This is a genomic window from Ensifer adhaerens (assembly GCF_013283195.1).
Lineage (GTDB): Bacteria > Pseudomonadota > Alphaproteobacteria > Rhizobiales > Rhizobiaceae > Ensifer > Ensifer adhaerens_G.
Genome location: NZ_JABEKT010000002.1, coordinates 700,186 through 718,493, shown reverse-complemented (window position 1 = coordinate 718,493; position 18,308 = coordinate 700,186). Strand labels below are relative to the sequence as shown.

15 protein-coding genes are annotated in these 18,308 nt (G+C 62.1%); 14 read left to right on the top strand and 1 reads right to left on the bottom strand.

The annotated features are described in order from the left end of the window. Window positions 1-125: 125 nt before the first annotated feature. The 4 genes from LPJGGPFB_RS19740 to LPJGGPFB_RS19725 are packed head-to-tail and all read left to right on the top strand — an operon-like array spanning window position 126 to window position 4,926. Window positions 126-1,655 carry an ATP-binding cassette domain-containing protein gene (locus LPJGGPFB_RS19740; RefSeq protein ID WP_173421626.1) on the top strand — a complete coding sequence of 510 codons (1,530 nt, stop codon included), beginning with the start codon at window positions 126-128 and terminating at the stop codon, window positions 1,653-1,655. Then, window positions 1,645-2,694 carry an ABC transporter permease gene (locus LPJGGPFB_RS19735; RefSeq protein WP_173421625.1) on the top strand — a complete coding sequence of 350 codons (1,050 nt, stop codon included), beginning with the start codon at window positions 1,645-1,647 and terminating at the stop codon, window positions 2,692-2,694. The genes LPJGGPFB_RS19740 and LPJGGPFB_RS19735 overlap by 11 nt, the downstream gene beginning before the upstream one ends. Window position 2,695: 1 nt before the next feature. Beyond that, on the top strand, window positions 2,696-3,637 hold the full coding sequence (locus tag LPJGGPFB_RS19730) for an ABC transporter permease (protein WP_173421624.1): 942 nt from the start codon (window positions 2,696-2,698) through the stop codon (window positions 3,635-3,637). Further along, window positions 3,634-4,926 (top strand): amidohydrolase family protein, encoded by a 1,293-nt coding sequence (locus LPJGGPFB_RS19725; RefSeq protein ID WP_173421623.1) that lies wholly within the window; start codon window positions 3,634-3,636, stop codon window positions 4,924-4,926. Before LPJGGPFB_RS19730 ends, LPJGGPFB_RS19725 begins: the two co-directional genes overlap by 4 nt. 915 nt (window positions 4,927-5,841) lie before the next feature. On the opposite strand, the gene LPJGGPFB_RS19720 is transcribed toward LPJGGPFB_RS19725, so the two are convergent. Next, on the bottom strand, window positions 5,842-6,789 hold the full coding sequence (locus tag LPJGGPFB_RS19720; RefSeq protein ID WP_173422248.1) for a LysR family transcriptional regulator: 948 nt from the start codon (window positions 6,787-6,789) through the stop codon (window positions 5,842-5,844). Between the two features lie 124 nt (window positions 6,790-6,913). Between LPJGGPFB_RS19720 and LPJGGPFB_RS19715 the strand changes: the two genes are divergently transcribed. The 10 genes from LPJGGPFB_RS19715 (at window position 6,914) to LPJGGPFB_RS19670 (ending at window position 18,039) form a co-directional block, all read left to right on the top strand. Continuing rightward, complete coding sequence (locus LPJGGPFB_RS19715; RefSeq protein ID WP_173421622.1) at window positions 6,914-7,960, top strand: aromatic ring-hydroxylating dioxygenase subunit alpha; 1,047 nt, start codon at window positions 6,914-6,916, stop codon at window positions 7,958-7,960. 12 nt (window positions 7,961-7,972) lie between these two features. Then, window positions 7,973-9,073, top strand: coding sequence for a 2Fe-2S iron-sulfur cluster-binding protein (locus LPJGGPFB_RS19710; protein ID WP_173421621.1), 1,101 nt, complete (start codon window positions 7,973-7,975; stop codon window positions 9,071-9,073). 53 nt (window positions 9,074-9,126) lie between these two features. Then, a complete protein-coding gene (gene hisC, locus LPJGGPFB_RS19705) occupies window positions 9,127-10,236 on the top strand; it encodes a histidinol-phosphate transaminase (RefSeq protein WP_345791052.1) in 1,110 nt (369 codons plus the stop codon). 115 nt (window positions 10,237-10,351) lie between these two features. Further along, window positions 10,352-12,316, top strand: a complete 1,965-nt coding sequence (locus tag LPJGGPFB_RS33475) for a DUF2817 domain-containing protein (protein ID WP_173421620.1) — start codon at window positions 10,352-10,354, stop codon at window positions 12,314-12,316. Between the two features lie 78 nt (window positions 12,317-12,394). Further along, complete coding sequence (locus LPJGGPFB_RS19695) at window positions 12,395-13,192, top strand: transporter substrate-binding domain-containing protein (protein ID WP_173421619.1); 798 nt, start codon at window positions 12,395-12,397, stop codon at window positions 13,190-13,192. Window positions 13,193-13,291: 99 nt separating this feature from the next. Then, window positions 13,292-13,999 (top strand): ABC transporter permease, encoded by a 708-nt coding sequence (locus tag LPJGGPFB_RS19690; RefSeq protein WP_173421618.1) that lies wholly within the window; start codon window positions 13,292-13,294, stop codon window positions 13,997-13,999. A gap of 3 nt (window positions 14,000-14,002) precedes the next feature. Then, window positions 14,003-14,689, top strand: a complete 687-nt coding sequence (locus tag LPJGGPFB_RS19685; protein ID WP_173421617.1) for an ABC transporter permease — start codon at window positions 14,003-14,005, stop codon at window positions 14,687-14,689. A 47-nt stretch (window positions 14,690-14,736) separates the two neighbouring features. Further along, on the top strand, window positions 14,737-15,864 hold the full coding sequence (locus tag LPJGGPFB_RS19680) for an S-(hydroxymethyl)glutathione dehydrogenase/class III alcohol dehydrogenase (protein WP_173421616.1): 1,128 nt from the start codon (window positions 14,737-14,739) through the stop codon (window positions 15,862-15,864). A 116-nt stretch (window positions 15,865-15,980) separates the two neighbouring features. After that, window positions 15,981-16,562, top strand: a complete 582-nt coding sequence (gene gfa, locus LPJGGPFB_RS19675) for an S-(hydroxymethyl)glutathione synthase (RefSeq protein WP_173421615.1) — start codon at window positions 15,981-15,983, stop codon at window positions 16,560-16,562. Window positions 16,563-16,617: 55 nt separating this feature from the next. After that, window positions 16,618-18,039, top strand: a complete 1,422-nt coding sequence (locus LPJGGPFB_RS19670; RefSeq protein ID WP_173421614.1) for an FAD-binding oxidoreductase — start codon at window positions 16,618-16,620, stop codon at window positions 18,037-18,039. Window positions 18,040-18,308 lie beyond the last annotated feature (269 nt).

Genomic DNA, 18,308 nt, shown 5'->3' with positions numbered 1-18,308 from the left:
CCTGTCCTCCCGTTCATGGGACGGTGATGGCCGTGGCGGGTGAGGAACTCCCCTCCGTCGATAGCGACCATGACCTCCCTGGACGGGAAAGGAGCCTTCCCGCAACGCCACTTCCGGTTACCGCCGTGTCAAGCACCCCTGCCCTTCGTCTGTCCGGCATCAGCAAGCGTTTCGGCCCGCTCAGGGCCAACGATGCCATTTCCTTCGAGTTGAAGCGGGGCGAAGTCATAGCGCTTCTCGGCGAGAATGGCGCCGGCAAGACGACGCTGATGAACATTCTCTTCGGTCACTACGTCGCCGACGAAGGGACCGTGGAGGCCTTTGGCAAACCTCTTCCGCCCGGAGATCCGCGCGCTGCCCTTGATGCCGGCATCGGCATGGTCCACCAGCATTTTACCCTTGCCGACAACATGACGGTGCAGGAAAACATCGCGCTTGGCACGCAAAGCCTCTGGCGCATGCGTCTCAACCGGGCCGCAGCGCGGCGGCGCATCGAGCAACTCTCCGCGGATTTCGGCCTCACTGTTGATCCGGCCGCCACCGTCGCCACTCTTTCGGTCGGCGAACGCCAGCGCGTCGAGATCCTGAAGGCGCTGTATCGCGAAGCCCGTATCCTCATCCTCGACGAACCGACGGCCGTTCTGACCCCAGCCGAGACCGACGCACTGTTTCGAACGTTGAAGCTGCTCGTCGCCAAGGGCCTGTCGATCATCTTCATCTCGCACAAACTGCACGAGGTGATGGCGGTCAGCGATCGTGTGCTGGTTCTTCGCTCCGGCCAGCTTGTTGGCGAGCGCGACACCGCCTCGACCGACCGCAAGGAACTGGCGGCCCTCATGGTCGGCCAGGAGGTCAAGTCGGCGAAGGTCAGCCCGATGAAACGGGGTGCACCGCTGCTGGCGCTCGAACGCGTGTCCACAGCGCCCTATAACGGGTCCGGCCTCGACGAGGTGTCGCTCACGCTTACAGCCGGAGAAATCACAGGGCTTGCCGGCGTTGCCGGCAATGGCCAGGCCGTCCTTGCCGCCCTCATCGCCGGCATCCGGCGCCAGGTGCGCGGGAACATTTCCATCGCCGGGCAAGACGTCGCCGACTGGTCACCCCGCGCAGCCCTCGCCCATGGCGTGGCCCGCATTCCGGAAGACCGCCACGCCATCGGCAGCATCGGCGACATGAGCGTGACGGAGAATGTCATCGCCGAACGCTACAGGAGCCCACGGTTCAGCCGCATGGGCTTCCTGAACTGGAAGGCGTCCCGCCAGTTCGCCGAGAAACTCATCGCCGACTACGAGGTCAAATGCCCCTCACCCGAGGCACGGATACGCCTCCTTTCGGGCGGCAACATGCAGAAACTCATCCTGGGTCGGGCCCTCGATCCCGACCCGACGGTCATCCTGGCAAGCCAGCCGACCCGCGGCCTCGATGTCGGCGCCGTCGCCTATGTCCACCGCATGCTGCTTGAAGCACGAGACAGGGGTGCAGCTGTATTGCTGATTTCGGAAGACCTCGAGGAAGTCCTGGCCTTGTCCGACCGCATCATCGTCATGTCCAAGGGACGCCTTTCGACGCCGTCTTCGCGCGGCGAGCGCAGCATTCGGGAACTGGGAGAGCTGATGGCAGGCCATAGCGGGGAGCACAGCGACCATGCGGCTTGAACCGAAGCCGGCACCGTCCCTGGCAGTCACCCTGACATTTCCGCTGGCGGCCATCGCCACGACGCTTTTCCTGACATCGATGCTGGTGCTTGCCGCTGGCGCCTCTCCCCTCTCCGTCTTTTATCTCGTTGCCAAGGGCGCGGCCGGCTCGCAGTTCGCGCTCGTGGAAACCCTGACCCGCGCAACACCGCTGATCTTCACCGGCCTGGCGATCGCCGTCGCCTTTCGGGCAAAGCTCTGGAATATCGGCGCGGAAGCCCAACTCTACATCGGCGGTGTCGTCACCGTGGTGCTGGGAACCGGCGCACTGCCGCTGCCTTCGGTCATCCTGATCCCGGTGATCATGATCGCCGCCATGGCGGCAGGTGCGGCCCTTCTGCTCGGCCCGGCCGTGCTGAAGACCCGCTTCGGCGTCGACGAAGTGGTGACCACGCTGCTGCTCAATTTCATCGTGCTGCTGTTCGTGTCGATGCTGCTTGAAGGTGTCCTCAAGGATCCGATGGGGCTCGGCTGGCCGCAATCGCAGAAGGTCATCGCCGAGGCCCAGCTGCCGCGCATTATCCAGGGCAAGCGCCTGCATTACGGCTTCGTCATCGCCATCGTTTCGGCCGTTTTCGTCTGGCTCGTCATGAAAAAGACGGTTCTCGGCTACGAAATGCGCGCCGTCGGCCATAACCCGGAAGGCGCGCGGTTCGTCGGTATCCTGGTCAATCGCACGCTGATGAAGACGGCGTTGCTCTCGGGCGGTCTGGCGGCACTCGCCGGTTTTTCCGAAGTCTCGGGGCTCAAGGGCAACCTGACGCTCGATCTGTCGCCGGGCTACGGCTACAGCGGCATCGTCGTCGCGATGCTCGCCATGCTCAATCCGCTCGGCGTGATCGCATCGGCCATCTTTGTCGCCGGCATCTTCGTCGGCGCCGATGCCATGAGCCGTGCGGCCAAGGTGCCGAGTTACATAGCGGACGTCATGGTCGCCACCTCGCTTCTGACGATGGTTGTCGCGATCCTTCTGACGCGCTACCGGATCAAGTGGAGGTGACATGGACGCGCTTGAAATCCTCTTCACCGCCTCCTTCTGGGTTGCAGCCATCCGCATAGCGTCCCCGCTGATCTTCGCGACCATGGGCGAATTGATCTGCGAGCGCGCCGGCGTTCTCAACCTCGGCATTGAGGGGATCATGACGGCAGGCGCGTTCGCCGGCTGGTTCACCGTCTATTCCGGTGGCGATCTCTGGGCCGGCGTGCTGGTCGCAGCCCTTGTCGGCGCCCTGTTCGGGCTGTTGCACGCCACGCTCACGGTCCCGCTCGGCCTGTCCCAGCACGTTGTCGGCATCGGCGTCACGCTGCTTGCCACGAGCCTGACCTATTTCACCTATCGGCTTGTCCTGCCCGAGGTGACTTCGCCGCCGAAGATCGAGCCGTTCCAACCCCTGGCGGTCCCGGGCCTGTCCGAGATTCCCGTCGTTGGCGAGGCGCTGTTTACCCAGACGCCGCTGACCTATCTCGCATTCGTATCGGTCGCAGCCGTCGCCTGGATTCTCTATCGCACGCCCGTCGGCCTCGCCGTTCGCGCCGCCGGCGAAAACCCGTCGGCGGTCGAAGCGCAGGGCATTTCAGTCACCGGCATCCGCATGGGTGCGGTGGCCGTCGGCAGTGCGCTGATGGCGGTCGGCGGTGCCTTCCTCACCATCTCGGCCTTCAATTCATTCTTCTTCCAGATGATCAATGGCCGCGGCTGGATCTGTATCGCGCTGGTCGTCTTCGGTTCCTGGCGGCCAGGAAAAGCGCTAATCGGCGCCATCCTGTTTGCCGCCTTCGATGCCTATCAGGTTCGCCTGCAGCAGATATCCGGCGGCATCGTGCCCTATCAGGTTTTCCTGATGATGCCCTATGCGCTGTCGATCCTGGCGCTGATCCTGGTCGCGCGGCGTGCTACTTACCCCAAAGCTTTGATGATCCCGTACCAGAAAGGCGAAAGATGAGTTTCGACCTGATCGTAAAGGGCGGCACGCTGCCCGATGGAACCGTCGCCGATATCGGCATCAAAAGTGACAGGATCGCCGCAATCGAGCCAGGCATCGATGCCGAGGCCGGTCGTGTCATCGATGCCTCCGGCAACCTTGTCAGCCAGCCCTTCGTCGACCCGCATTTCCATATGGACGCTACACTGTCCTATGGCCTGCCGCGGATCAATGCCTCGGGCACGCTGCTCGAAGGCATCGCGCTTTGGGGCGAGCTCAAACCGATCCTGACCCATGAAGCCGTCAAGGAACGTGCTCTGGCCTATTGCGACTGGGCCGTCTCGATGGGCCTGCTCGCCATCCGCACCCATGTCGATACCTGCGACGACCGTCTCCTTGCGGTGGAGGCGCTGCTCGAGGTGAAGAAAGAGATCGCGCCCTATATCGATCTCCAGCTCGTCGCCTTTCCGCAGGATGGGCTCTATCGCGCGCCGAATGCGCGCGAAAACACCATCCGTGCGCTCGACATGGGCGTCGACATCGTCGGCGGCATCCCGCATTTCGAGCGCACCATGTCCGACGGAGCGCGGTCCGTGACCGAACTTTGCGAGATCGCGGCCAAGCGCGGCCTGATGGTCGACCTGCATTGCGACGAGACCGACGACCCGCTGTCGCGCCATATCGAGCAGCTAGCCTATGAAACCCAGAGGCTCGGCCTGCAAGGCCGGGTCGCCGGCTCGCACCTCACCTCGATGCATTCGATGGACAACTACTACGTCTCGAAGCTGCTGCCGCTGATTGCGGAAGCGGGCGTCTCGGCGATCCCCAATCCGCTGATCAACATCATGCTGCAGGGGCGGCACGACACCTATCCCAAGCGCCGTGGCATGACGCGCGTGCCCGAGATGCTGAAGGCCGGCATCCGCGTCGGCTGGGGTCAGGATTGCGTGCTCGACCCGTGGTACTCCCTCGGCACAGCCGACATGCTCGACGTCGCGTTCATGGGATTGCACGTCGCCCAGATGTCCTCGCCAGCGGACATGCGCTCCTGCTTCGACATGGTCACCAAGGTCAATGCCGAGATCATGGGGCTCGATCATCTCGGCCTGGCCGTCGGCAGATCGGCAAGCCTTGTCGTTCTCGATGCAGGCAACCCCATCGAAGCGGTGCGCCTGCGCGCCGAGCGGCTCTGTGTCGTCTCGAAGGGCAAGGTCGTGGCGGAACGCGAAAAGCGCGATACGTCCCTCTCCATCAAGGGCCGTCCGGCGACCATCAACCGCCGCCACGTCGTGGCGCCACAAGCGCGTTGAACAGACTGGGAGAATGCAGAGCAGCCGCACCGCCATCGGCGGTCTTGATCTTTAAAGTGATGCAGGCGGCCGTTCTCATGGATCAAGAATGACTCCCTTGCCCCTTCTCTGCCCTTCCGCCGCAAAGCCTGAGCCGGGAGTTCTACCCCCTTCCTGACCTTCACCAGCGGCACATCGTATGGCTGCCTTGCCCCTCACTCTGGCCATTCGTAACACCGGTTGAAGCTCCTGATAGCTGTCCTTCCGCGTAGCCAGGGTTGTCACCCACGGAGCGGGCCGAAAGCGAACTGCCACCCTCAAATCGAGCTAGCGCAAGCCAGCCTCTCGACATCGGCGACTGGTTCAAAGGATCGAAATGTTCGGACTTGGAAATACGATTTGGGACGCAGCCCTCGCAGCTCAGGCAGGTATCGGGTCCGACAGTCGCCATGTCCACTATCGCTCGCGTGACAGCTCCCCCTGAAGGGTGCCTCAATGGGGATTGGCCATTGACCTGGGCGTCCCCAAAGCGGGCCGTTTACTCGCCGGAACACAGCTTGCCTAGGATCGGCGTGGACCAAACCCGCGGTTGTCTAGTCGGTTCTCGAGGGCAGCGACAACCATCCGCGTGACTGGCTGGTCACCGTGCTGATCATCGTCTGGCGCTTCGGCAATAACCTCTTTCACTGCGAGAAATGGGCATGCCACTTCCAGGATCAGCTCGCTAATTTCACCCATGCCAACGGGGTCTTGATGCGTCTCCACGGTAGTACAATCAAATCCTAGGACCGCAGCTTTCAACAGCAGCTATGCGGCATCTATCTTCTGAAGTGCCCGTCCGCTTTCGGCACGAGAGCCAACTATCAATCCCTCGCCTTGAACGGAATCGAACCGTCCATCACGCACAGCCTAGGGCAGACAACACGTTTCTTGAGACTAAATTCTCATGTTAGCCGGGTCGAACGAGGAGCCTGGAGCTGACATTTGATCTTGCTGTCTAGCAACGCCAAGCAACCATTTGTGAAACTTCTGCCCAAATGGTTTTTCGAGGGCGGCCCGATCCCAGGCGAGATAGTAGCTTTCGGGCAGTTTCATACGAATGTCGAAGGGCACAACCAGAGATCCAGAGGCGATCTCATCCTTGATCATGGAAACCTGCGCGAGAACAAATCCCCTACCGTTCACGGCCGCGTCAATCGCACTGCTCGACAAGGTGAAGGAGAGACCTGAGAACTTTTGGCCGCCATCGGCGTGCACCAGCGCCGCCCAGTCATTCCATTGCGGGGAAGCTTTGTAGTCTGCCTCCCACTCCACGTTAAGAAGGGGAAAGCTCAGGATATCGCGCGGCGTTTCAAGGCCGCGTCCGGCAATCAGCATCGGCGAGCAGGCAGGGACCATCCAGTCCGTGAACAGGGTGGCCACGTGCTCATGCACGTAAGAGCGCCGACCGTAGGTAATGCGGAAATCCACTTGATCGGCACCAATGCGCGGTTCCTGCTCCTGCCCGAGAATGCGGACGCTCGATTCCGGACAGAGCGTTTGCCAGTCGAAAATCTTGCGGTTGACCCACTTGTTGGCGACCGACGTCAGGGCGCTCAGAACGATCCCGGTCTCGTTGCGGGCGCGGGTAAGAACGTTGGCGGCATGGGAGAGCTGCTGGAAGCCTTTCGCGACTTCCCGGTAGTACAACCGGCCCCAGGAAGAAAGCTCAACACGCCGCCCGCGCCTCTCCAATAACGTCAGCCCGAGACATTGCTCCAGGTTTCGTACCAACTGACTGACGGCACCGGGCGATACCCCGAGGTCCTCCGCCGCAGCGCTGACCGTGCCACATCGTCCGATCGCCTCAAAGGCCTGCAAGCCGCGCAAGGACGGGTTCGGCATCGTAAAGCACTCCTTCTGCCAGTCGCTCCAATTTAGAAAATCTAAAAAAGAACGCAGGCGCTGGCAACTTGTTGGCACAAAGAAAAAGCCGAACACTGAATTAACAAAACGCAAGGAGAGCGAAATGTTTCTCAAGAACGCCTGGTATGTCGCAGCCTGGGATCACGAGGTCGACCGCGAGCTGAAACCGGTGACGATGCTCGGCGAAAACATCGTCCTTTACCGCAAGCAGGACGGCAGTGCCGCGGCACTCGAGGATGCCTGTCCCCATCGCAAGCTGCCGCTCTCGATGGGGCGCATCAAGGGCGACGACGTCGAATGCGGCTACCATGGCCTCACCTTCGACTGTTCGGGCATCTGCACGCGCGTTCCGGGGGCTGAGCGGATCCCGCATGTCGCCAAGGTGCGTTCTTACCCGGTGCATGAACGCTACGGCCTGCTTTGGGTCTGGATGGGAGATGTCGACAAGGCGGACCCGAAGGATATCTTCGAAGTCGAGCATTTCGGCGACCCGGCCTGGGGCGTCAATCGCGGCGAGTCGATGACGCTGAACTGCAATTACCTCTATATGACGGACAACCTGCTCGACCCGTCCCATGTCGCCTGGGTCCACCAGTCATCCTTCGCCAGCTCCGCCTGCGAGGAAACGCCGCTTGAGACGACCGTCAAAGATGACGGCGTCACCGTCTGGCGCTGGATGATCGATTCCGAACCGGCCCCGTTCTATGCGCCCTTCTTGCAATTTGAGGGCAATACGGACCGCAAGCAGCACTACGAAGTGCGTTATCCGAGCAACGCGATCATCAAGGCGATCTTCGCGCCCGCCCACACTGGCGGCGAAGGCCGGGCGCTGCCGGAAAATACCTTCCTGATGGACAGCTACAACTTCATGACGCCGGTCGATCAAAACCGGACCAAGTATTACTGGTTCCAGATGCGCAACTTTGCGCCTGACGACGTCAAGGTTTCCGAGAGTTTTGCCAAGTCCGTGCGCGGCGCTTTCGAAGAGGACCGCGTCGTTCTGGAAGCCGTTCATCACGGGATGGCGAACCAGCAGACACCGAACCTCGACCTGAAAATCGACGTCGGCCCGATGCGCTTCCGGCGCAAGCTGGCTCAGTTGATCGCCGCCGAGACGAAAACCGATCCCGCCAGCGTCGCAGCCGAGTAGGGAGCGTTCCGGATGCTCGATGCAGCTGCCTCGCGCTTCCGTCCCTTCGAAGTCATCTCGAAGGGACGCGAAAGCGCCACCATCACCTCGTTCCGCCTTGCCCCACTCGAACGCCAACACTGGCGGCCATTCGAGGCGGGACAGTTCCTGACGATGCGTGTTCCCGACCGCAAGGGAGGACATGTCCTGCGCAACTACACCGTCTCGTCTTCCCCACGAGAGGAGGGAACCTACCGGATCACCGTGAAGCGTGAGGCCGCACCGTCGAGCGACGTGCCGGATGGCCTGAGCTCCTGTTGGCTGCATGACGAGATCGAGCCTGGCGCCGTTATCGACATCGACCCGCCACGCGGCGCCTTCAAGCTCGACAGCATGAGCTCCCGGCCCGTCGTCCTTCTTTCCGGCGGCGTCGGACTGACACCGACGGTGTCAATGCTCAATATCCTGGCGCGGGAATGCGACCGCCCTGTCTGGTTCATCCATGCCTGCGACCATGCAGGCGTGCATGCACTGCGCGAAGAGGTGGAAAGTCTCGCGGCGCTGCGTTCCGGCATCGCCATCCATTTCTGCTACCGCTTTGCCGAAGGTGCAGATTTGGAAGCTGCCCGCTGCCACTCCACGGGCTTTCTGACCCGCACCACGCTTCAGAGCCTTCTGCCGCTCGACGACTACGAGATCTACATGTGCGGGCCGCCGCCCTTCATGCAGGCGCTCTACGGCATTCTGACCGGCCTCGGGGTGCGCAAGGAACGCATCGCCTACGAGTTCTTCGGGCCGGCGAGCCTGTTGACGGAGCCTGGGCAGACGACGGCGCGATCCGCAATAGCAACAACCGCCCAGCCGGCCACCAATGCGGATGGTCCACGCATTGTTCTGCGGAAGTCGGGCCGCAGTCTCGCCTGGGATGGAACGAGCGAATCCATCCTCGCCTTCCTGGAGGCGCAGGGCATCGAGCCCGAGTTTTCCTGCCGGGCCGGCGTTTGCGGGACCTGTGAACAGAGTTTGGTCTCGGGCGAGGTCGCCTACTTCGAGGAACCTCTCGACGAACTGCCGGCCGACCGGGTGCTTCTGTGCTGCACCAGACCGAAATCCTCGATCGTGCTCGATCTCTGACCGCCCAAAAAGGCGCCGTTTCAACCAGATGTCCAAGCCTTGAAGGAAGATCCGTGACGAAACCGCTTCATACCGAACTCCCGCTCAATCCGCATGTGGCGGGCCTTCCGCCCTACAATGCCGGCATGAACATCGCTGTGGCGCGGCAGCACAGCGGTCGGCAAGACATCGCAGCACTTGCCAGCAACGAGAACCCGGACGGGTGTTCACCACATGTCGCAGCCGCACTCGGACACCTTGAGCCCTCGCGCTACTCGGATCCTGCCTGTACGGCACTGCGGACGGCGCTCAGCCACAAGCTCGGCGTTGATACCGACCGGATCGTCGCCGGCAACGGCTCGGAGGAAATGATCGCCGCGATCTGTCGCGCGGTGCTGCGCCCCGGCACTCTCGCGGCAACCGTCTGTCCCGGCTTCGGATTGCACGAGATCGAGGCGCTTGCCAATGGCGCCAGGGTCGAGAAAGTCGGCATGCGGCCAGATCTCGATTTCGACATACCGGCGATTACCACCATGCTCGAGCGCGCACCGGCGATTTTCTTCCTCTCGTCCCCTTCCAATCCGGTCGGTCCGGCGCTCGATCGCAAGGGACTGGCGCGCATTCTCGCAGCGGTGAGACATGAAACGCTTCTGGTGCTCGACGAGGCCTATTTCGAGTTCACGGACGAAGACACGCCCCACGGTCTCGCCGCGCTCTCGGCGACCGACCTGTCCTGGGTGGTGCTACGGACCTTTTCCAAGGCCTATGGGCTTGCAGGCCTGCGCGTCGGTTATGCCGTGACATCCGATGTCCGGCTGGCGCAGGCCGTGAGCGCCGCCAAGACGCCGTTCAACGTCAATGCTGCCGCGCAGGTGGCGGCCGTCGCAGCACTTGCGGACGAAGCATGGATGCGGTCTTCGGTCGCGAGGCTGAAACGCGAGCGGGCGCGGGTCGCCAGTGCCGTCGCCGACATGGGCCTTTCGGCGGCCAGATCGCAGACCAATTTCCTGTTCATCGACGTCGGGCGGGAAAGCCGGATCGCGTTCGATCACTTCCTGTCGCAGGGGATCATCGTCAAGCCATGGAAGGAGGAAGGTTACGACACCTTCATCCGCGTAACGATCGGCACCCCCCCGGAAAACGACCGCTTCCTCGATGCGCTTCGCGACCTCATCAGGACGTGATGGCTGCGGCGTCCTTCAAGTCAAAACACAACAAGGGGTCGCGGCACGGCCCCACGGGAACGAGAAAATGAGCGGAAACGCAAGCCTGCACAGAGCAAACCGGGAGCCCCATCGCATGTCCCCTTCAGCGCCATCCGGCCTTTTCTCCGGTGACTTTTCCGCCTTGCGCGCCCGTTTTCTCGCTGCCGCCCGCACCGCGGGCGCCAGCCTGATCGAGTACCTGCACCCGTTGCACGGCCCGAAGGGGGAACGGCTGGCGACCGACGTTGCCTATCTCGGGCGCAACGATGCCGAAAAGCTGATGGTGCTGATCTCCGGGACGCACGGCGTCGAAGGTCCCTTCGGCTCGGCCTGCCAGACAGCGTGGCTTTCGCAAAACTCCCCTTGGAAACTTCCAGATGATACCGCCGTTCTGGCGATCCACCTCATCAACCCCTGGGGCACGGCATGGGCACGCCGGGTGAACGAAGACAATGTCGATCTCAACCGCAATTTCATCGACTGGCGAAAGGCGCCGCCGAACAACGAACGCTATGCCGCATTGCATCAGGCCCTGGTCTGTCGCGCCTGGGACGGCCCGGAGCGTGACGCAGCCATTGAGGCATACGAAGACGCCAAGCGGCGGTTTGGTGGTCACGCCGGCATCGCCCCGATCGTGGAAGCGGGACAATACGACTTTCCGGACGGTCTGTTCTATGGCGGCGACGGTCCGGTCTGGTCCAACCGAACCCTGATCGAGATCCTGTCGACCTTCGCACAGAAGGCGGCCGAGGTTGTCGTCTTCGACCTGCACACCGGCGCCGGGCCTTACGGCTATCCCGCCCTCCTCTCGGTTGCCGAGAGCGAGCACCCCGGTCTGGAATGGGGCCGAAGCATCTTCGGTCCCGCGCTCTCGGTCGTCTTGACCGGAGAGGACGCGACGACAGATACCGGCATCGCCGCGACCGCCACCGGCTATGTATCGGCCGCTGTACGTGGTGCGCTACCGAAGGCGCGCGTCCTGCCGCTCGTCGTCGAATGTGGCACTCTGGACGGTTCAACCGTCTCGGATGCCGTCCGGGCGGACAATTGGCTTCACCTGTTCGGCAAGATCGATACGCCGCTCGGCCACCGGATCAAGAAGGACCTGCGCGCCGCCTTCGTTCCGGAAGACGCCGACTGGCATTGCGCCTGTCTTGAGGCATCCTTGCGCCACTTCGACCGCGCCTTTGCCGATCTCAAGGCATTAGGCGGCGCGCGACCCGAAAAATCCGTGCCTACAGCAGCCGCGGTCATCGTCGTCGCCCATCCGGAGTCCGGCGGCCCAAGGCTTTGCGAAAGACCGGCGATCGAGGTGCACGACATCCACAAACGCTTCGGCCCCCTCTCGGTGCTCAACGGCGTCAGCGTCTCTGCACAACCGGGTGAGGTCGTGTCGATGATCGGCTCTTCCGGTTCGGGAAAGAGCACCTTCCTGCGCTGCATCAATCTGCTCGAGCAGCCGAACGACGGGAGCATCGTCATCGACGGTGAAGAAATCCGCATGAAGAAAACGCCGGACGGCAGTGCTGCACCTGCCGACATCCGGCAGGTCGAGCGCATCCGCTCACGCGTCGGCATGGTGTTCCAGAACTTCAATCTCTGGCCACACATGACGGTCCTCGAAAACATCATCGAGGCGCCGATACACGTCCTGAAGGAGGGACGACAAGCGGCTGTCGATCAGGCTCATGCGCTCCTGAAGAAGGTCGGCCTTTCCGACAAACACGCTCAGTATCCCGGGCAGCTGTCCGGTGGCCAGCAACAACGCGCCGCCATTGCCCGCACGCTCGCTATGCGTCCGAAGCTGATCCTCCTCGACGAGCCGACTTCCGCGCTCGATCCCGAGCTGGTCGGCGAGGTCCTACGCGTCATCCGGCAGCTGGCCGAAGAAGGAAATACGATGATCCTCGTGACGCACGAAATGCAGTTCGCGCGCGAGGTCTCGCACAAGATCCTCTTCCTCCACCAGGGAAAGGTGGAGGAGGAGGGTGCCCCGGCGGATGTCTTCACCAACCCGCGCTCCGAACGCATGCGCCAGTTCCTGGCCCGTACGCTCTGACAGCCCGCCGTCATTACCCGTCCGGGACTCACCCCGGAACGGGAGCCAACAAGAATGCTCAACAAGGGGAACCAAAACATGAAGTTGAAAAGTCTATTGATCGCCACGTTCTTCGCCACCGGCCTTACTGCGGCCCACGCAGCCGAGGGAGAATTGTCGATCGGAACGGAGGGCGAATATCCGCCGTGGAGCATGGCCGATGCCGCCGGCAACGTTACCGGTTTTGACGCGGATGTCGGAAACCTGCTCTGCGCCAAACTGGAAATGAAGTGTCACTTCGTCGTTCAGGCATTCGACGGCCTCATTCCGGCGCTGAAGGCCAAACGTTTCGACATCATCATTTCCGGCATGTCGATCACCGCCGAGCGCAAGAAGCAGATCAACTTCTCGGTCGGCTACGCAGAGCTCGCCAACATGTTCGTGGTCAAAAAGGATTCAGATCTTGCCGGCGTCAAGGACATCGAGGCGCTGCTGACATCGCTCGACGGCCGTACGGTCGGCGTCCAGGCCGGCACCACCCATGCGCATTTCATGGAAAAGCGTGCCTCGTCCGCCGTCCTGAAGACCTATGACACGCTCGACCAGATGCAGATCGACCTCGCCAGCGGCCGCGTCGAGGCGGCATTTGCCGATTCATCCGCCCTTCAAGACTTTCTCGGGCGCCCGGACGGTAAGGAATTCCAGTTCGTAGACGTCAAGGTGCTGAGCACTTTCGACCCGACGCTCGGCGAGGGTATCGGCGTCGGCATCGCGCAGGAGAATACCGAACTGAAGGCCCGTATCGACAAGGCGCTCTGCGAAATGGTCGCGGACGGCTCTATCGGCAAGGCAAGCCAGACCTGGTTCAAGACGGACATCTCCCGTCCCTGCCAGTAACAGCAACCGCACCCCTCCCGGGAAGGCGAAAGACCCGCAGGTCTCTCCTTTCTCGGGAGGCTTCATCCGACAGGACAAAGCATAGGTTGGGCGTGTTCGATGGAACTTGGACTTTTGCAGGTGTGGGAAGGTGGCTGGATATCGGCAATCCTGCGCGGGGCGGCAATCACCATCGCCCTCGGCATGGCGAGTATGGCCTTTGGCGCCGTCATCGGCGTTGGCTGTGGCCTGATTAAATGGGCCCGGATTTTTCCGCTGACGCTTGTCGTGGACTTCTACACGTCGGTCGTGCGGGGCGTGCCAGAACTTCTGATCATCTATCTCCTCTTTTTTTCCTCCGTCGAGTTCGTGGCCCGAGTGGCCGCGGCGTTCGGCTACGAGGGACTGGCCGGCAACGGTTATGCCTTCACCATCGCGGTCGTCGCGATCGCCGCCATATCGGGGGCCTATTCGACCGAAGTGGTGCGAGGGGCACTCGCTGCCATTCCAAGCGGGCATATCGAGGCGGCGCGGGCACTCGGGATTCCGGGCAGGCGGATCTTTCGCCGCATTATCGCGCCGCAGATGCTGCGGATCGCCATTCCGGGCATGAACAATGTCTGGCAGACAACGATCAAGGATACCGCTCTCGTCTCGGTGGTCGGCCTGCAGGAGTTGATGCGCGTCGCCTTCGTCGGGGCCGGTTCGACCCGCAACCCCTTCATTTTCTACTTTATCGCCGCTCTCGTCTATCTCGCGATCACCTTGGTCAGCCAGGGTGGTTTCGACTGGATCGAACGCCTTCTGCGCCCCCGTACGAGGAAATAGGTCATGAATTTCGAGCTCGTCTTCCTCGCTGTTCCGACCCTCGCCAAGGGACTGCGGCTGACCGCCATGCTCACGGTCGCTTCAGTCGCCATCGGCTTCAACCTTGGCCTGGCGCTTGCGGTCATGCGCCTGTCGAACAACAGGGCGCTCAGCGGCTTTGCCAAAGGCTACAGCACTGTCTTTCGCGGCACGCCGCTGCTGGTGCAACTCTTTCTCTTCTACTACGGCCTCGGCCAGCTTTCCTTCGTCAGGGACAACCCCGTGCTCTGGTGGATCGTCGGCGACGGTGCCCATTGCGCGGTGACGGCACTCGCGCTCAACACGGCGGCCTATACGTCGGAGATCCTGCGCGGTGGCCTCATGTCCATCCCGGGAGGGCTCGTCGAAGCAGCACAGGCCTGCGGCATGTCGCGGCTGCTGTGCTTTCGCCGGATCACGTTTCCTCTTGCCATCCGGCAAGCGCTGCCGGCCTACGGCAACGAGCTCGTCCTCGTCGTCAAGGGAACGAGCCTCGCCTCCACCATCACCGTCCTGGAGATCACCGGCCATGCGAAGCGGCTGATGAGCCAGACCTATGCGATCCTCGAAATATTCGCCATCGCTGGTCTGCTTTACCTGCTGATCAACCTGGTGCTGATCACGCTTGTCCGGCTCCTGGAAGCCCATCTTACACGCTACCTGCCCCGGTAGGCTTCGCCGCCTGATCGGCTGAAAACCTTAAGAGAAAGAGACACAAAATGGATGTACGCGCCGCCGTCGCCGTTCAGGCAGGCAAGCCGCTGGAAGTGATGACCGTTCAGCTCGAAGGCCCGCGGGCCGGAGAAGTGCTGATCGAGGTCAAGGCCACCGGCATCTGCCACACCGACGATTTCACGCTGTCGGGTGCTGATCCCGAAGGTCTGTTCCCGGCGATCCTCGGCCACGAGGGTGCCGGCATCGTCGTCGACGTCGGTCCTGGTGTTACCTCGGTGAAGAAGGGCGATCATGTCATCCCGCTCTATACACCGGAATGCCGCTCCTGCCCGTCGTGTCTGTCGCGCAAGACCAACCTGTGCACCGCGATCCGCTCGACGCAAGGGCAAGGCCTGATGCCGGACGGCACCTCGCGCTTCTCGATCGGCAAGGACAAGATCCACCACTACATGGGTTGCTCGACGTTTGCCAACTACACGGTTCTGCCTGAAATCGCGGTTGCCAAGGTCAACCCCGACGCGCCGTTCGACAAGATCTGTTACATCGGCTGTGGTGTCACCACCGGTATCGGCGCCGTCATCAACACCGCAAAGGTCGAGATGGGCGCGACCGCGATCGTCTTCGGTCTCGGCGGTATCGGCCTCAATGTCATCCAGGGCCTGCGTCTCGCCGGTGCCGACATGATCATCGGTGTCGATCTCAACAACGACAAGAAGGCCTGGGGCGAGCGCTTCGGCATGACCCATTTCGTCAACCCGAAGGAAGTCGGCGACGACATCGTGCCCTACCTCGTCAACATGACGAAGCGCGGTGCCGACCAGATCGGCGGCGCCGACTACACCTTCGACTGCACGGGCAACACCAAGGTCATGCGCCAGGCGCTCGAGGCCTCGCATCGCGGCTGGGGCAAGTCGGTCGTCATCGGCGTTGCCGGCGCCGGTCAGGAGATCTCCACCCGTCCGTTCCAGCTCGTCACCGGACGCAGCTGGATGGGCACCGCCTTTGGCGGCGCACGCGGCCGCACCGACGTGCCGAAGATCGTCGACTGGTACATGGAAGGCAAGATCGAGATCGATCCGATGATCACCCACACCTTGGCCCTCGAAGACATCAACAAGGGTTTCGAGCTGATGCATTCCGGCGAAAGCATCCGTTCGGTCGTGATATACTGAGCGCGGGTTCAAGACCGCATTCCGAATGCAATCCGTGCTTCGCATCGTCGGCCTCCGGCCGACTGCGCCAGTGATCGGCCGCGCATCAAGCGTCGGCCATGAAGGAGGAGAAGCCCATGCCCAGCATTGCCATACATCCGTCCCTCGACGGCGGCTTCAAGGCGACCGACGCTGCCTTTTCCGGCGGCACGCTTGTCTGCAACTGCACCAGCAACCCGGTGAAGGTCCGCATCAAGGGCGACATCGCCCACAACCACGCCTGCGGCTGCACGAAGTGCTGGAAACCTGACGGCGCTGTCTTCTCAGTCGTTGCCGTGGCACCAACCGCCAACGTCGAAGTCCTTCAGAACGGAGACAAACTTGCAGTCGTGGATCCTGGCGCGCTGATCCAGCGGCATGCTTGCAAGGACTGCGGCGTGCACATGTATGGACCCGTGGAACGCGATCATGCGTTCAAGGGGCTTTCCTTCCTGCATCCCGAGCGGTTCCAGGAAACGGGATGGGCTAAGCCCGGCTTTGCCGCCTTCGTCTCCTCGATCATCGAAAGCGGCTACGATCCGGCAAGGATGGACGGCGTGCGCGCTCGTCTCAGGGAGCTTGGCCTGGAACCTTATGATTGCCTCAACCCCGTTCTGATGGACGTTATCGCCACCTGGACGGCCAAGAAGAGTGGCACACTGAAGACGCAGGCGGCCTGATCAGGCCGGTGCACAACCTCTCTCCGTTCTCAACGCCACCAACAGGTAACATCGAATGGACTGCCTAAGGCCTGAATTCAAAGACGAACTTCGCAAGATTGTTGGTGACGGAAATCTCAAGGACGGCGAGGCCCTTTCCTCGATCGACCACGGCGTCGCACCGGAAAATCTCGGGGCCGGCGTCGTGGTCCTTCCGAGAACAACCGGCGAGGTCTCGGCGGTTGTCAAATGCTGCGTTGCCAACGAAGTTCCGCTCGTTACCCATGGGGGACGAACCGGCCTTGTCGGCGGCGCTATGTCGAGACCAGGCGAGCTTGTGCTCTCGACCGCCCGCCTCGATAGAATCCTGCATGTTTCATCCGTCGAGCGCGTTGCCGTGGTGGAAGCCGGTGTCACGCTGCAGGCGCTGCAGGCAGCGGCCAGTGAGCATCGACTTGAAACGGGGATCGACTTGCCGTCACGTGGTTCCGCAACGATCGGAGGAATGGCGTCAACGAACGCCGGCGGCATCGCGGCCTTCCGGTTCGGGGTCATGCGGCATCGCATCCTTGGCCTGGAGGTCGTGCTTGCGGATGGCTCCATCTATTCCGACCTGACACGGGTGGTGAAAAACGCCGCCGGCTATGATCTGAAGCATCTGTTCGTGGGAGCCGAAGGCACACTCGGCATCATCACGCGTGTTGCCGTCAAGCTCGAACCCCAGCCCCTTGCCAACGCCACAGTCCTCTTTGGCCTACCGTCTGTGGACGCCGCGCTCGAGACGGTCCGCAGAGGGCTCGACGCGAAGTACGGTGAACTGCGTGCGGCAGAAGCGATCTGGAACGGCTATTTCCGCCTGACATCAGGCCATCATCGCTGGTCGGTCACGGACTACAGTGCGGATCATCCGGTAAACCTTCTGGTCTCGCTGGGTGGGGCCGAGGAAGAAGCGTTGCAATCGGAACTTGGACGTATCTACGAAGACCTCGTCGAGGATCACCCCGACGCTTCCGCAGTGATCGCGTCGTCCGTCGCACAGGAGGCGGATCTTTGGCGGTTGCGCGAGGACACAGACCTCATCTACCGAAAGCACCCTGGTGCGCCGTCCTATGATGTCTCGGTCCCTCTTTCGGAAATCGGGACGTATCTTGATCGCTGTCTTGCGGGATTGAAGGAGGTCGATGCGACCTTTGATCCCTTTGTCTTTGGCCACCTTGCCGACGGAAACCTCCACATCGTCCTCAATGCGGCCGGTCGAGAGGTTCCAGGCGAAAAGGCGAGAGCCGTCGAAACGGTGCTGTACCGGGACATCGCTGTTATCGGCGGATCATTCTCCGCCGAGCATGGGATCGGCCTCAAGAGGGTGGGATCCCTGTCAGCCATTTCGAACCCGGTGAAAGTGGCGCTCATGCGTCGGGTCAAGGACGCGCTCGATGCATCCGCAATCCTCAATCCAGGAAAAGTGCTGCGCGCAGGCAAACGGGAGGCATCGTTGTAACGGACGGCACGCCCGCGGCGGCCAACGGATCGGTCTTGTGGAACAGGACGCCCCACAGTTGTGGCTGGGGCGTGGGCTAGTGGTGCATACCTATCCGATACCAGACGGCATCGCCATTTCGTACGACTGCAATGCCCCTATTCCCTATGAGCGCTGTCGGCTCAAAGCGCCGCGACCTCGCAAGCCAGAGCTCATCTCCTGGCAGCATCCGCGCGAGTAGAGTCTTCAGTTCCTCCTCTGGCGTAGGAATGCGGTCCCAAAACTCGGCG

Excerpts from the sequence above, each read along its gene's own strand:
- LPJGGPFB_RS19735 (WP_173421625.1), top strand. The coding sequence starts at position 1,645 with ATGCGGCTTGAACCGAAGCCGGCACCGTCCCTGGCAGTCACCCTGACA.
- LPJGGPFB_RS19730 (WP_173421624.1), top strand. The coding sequence starts at position 2,696 with ATGGACGCGCTTGAAATCCTCTTCACCGCCTCCTTCTGGGTTGCAGCC.
- LPJGGPFB_RS19725 (WP_173421623.1), top strand. The coding sequence starts at position 3,634 with ATGAGTTTCGACCTGATCGTAAAGGGCGGCACGCTGCCCGATGGAACC.
- LPJGGPFB_RS19720 (WP_173422248.1), bottom strand. The coding sequence starts at position 6,789 with ATGCCGAACCCGTCCTTGCGCGGCTTGCAGGCCTTTGAGGCGATCGGA.
- LPJGGPFB_RS19715 (WP_173421622.1), top strand. The coding sequence starts at position 6,914 with ATGTTTCTCAAGAACGCCTGGTATGTCGCAGCCTGGGATCACGAGGTC.
- LPJGGPFB_RS19710 (WP_173421621.1), top strand. The coding sequence starts at position 7,973 with ATGCTCGATGCAGCTGCCTCGCGCTTCCGTCCCTTCGAAGTCATCTCG.
- LPJGGPFB_RS33475 (WP_173421620.1), top strand. The coding sequence starts at position 10,352 with ATGTCCCCTTCAGCGCCATCCGGCCTTTTCTCCGGTGACTTTTCCGCC.
- LPJGGPFB_RS19695 (WP_173421619.1), top strand. The coding sequence starts at position 12,395 with ATGAAGTTGAAAAGTCTATTGATCGCCACGTTCTTCGCCACCGGCCTT.
- LPJGGPFB_RS19690 (WP_173421618.1), top strand. The coding sequence starts at position 13,292 with ATGGAACTTGGACTTTTGCAGGTGTGGGAAGGTGGCTGGATATCGGCA.
- LPJGGPFB_RS19685 (WP_173421617.1), top strand. The coding sequence starts at position 14,003 with ATGAATTTCGAGCTCGTCTTCCTCGCTGTTCCGACCCTCGCCAAGGGA.
- LPJGGPFB_RS19680 (WP_173421616.1), top strand. The coding sequence starts at position 14,737 with ATGGATGTACGCGCCGCCGTCGCCGTTCAGGCAGGCAAGCCGCTGGAA.
- gfa (WP_173421615.1), top strand. The coding sequence starts at position 15,981 with ATGCCCAGCATTGCCATACATCCGTCCCTCGACGGCGGCTTCAAGGCG.
- LPJGGPFB_RS19670 (WP_173421614.1), top strand. The coding sequence starts at position 16,618 with ATGGACTGCCTAAGGCCTGAATTCAAAGACGAACTTCGCAAGATTGTT.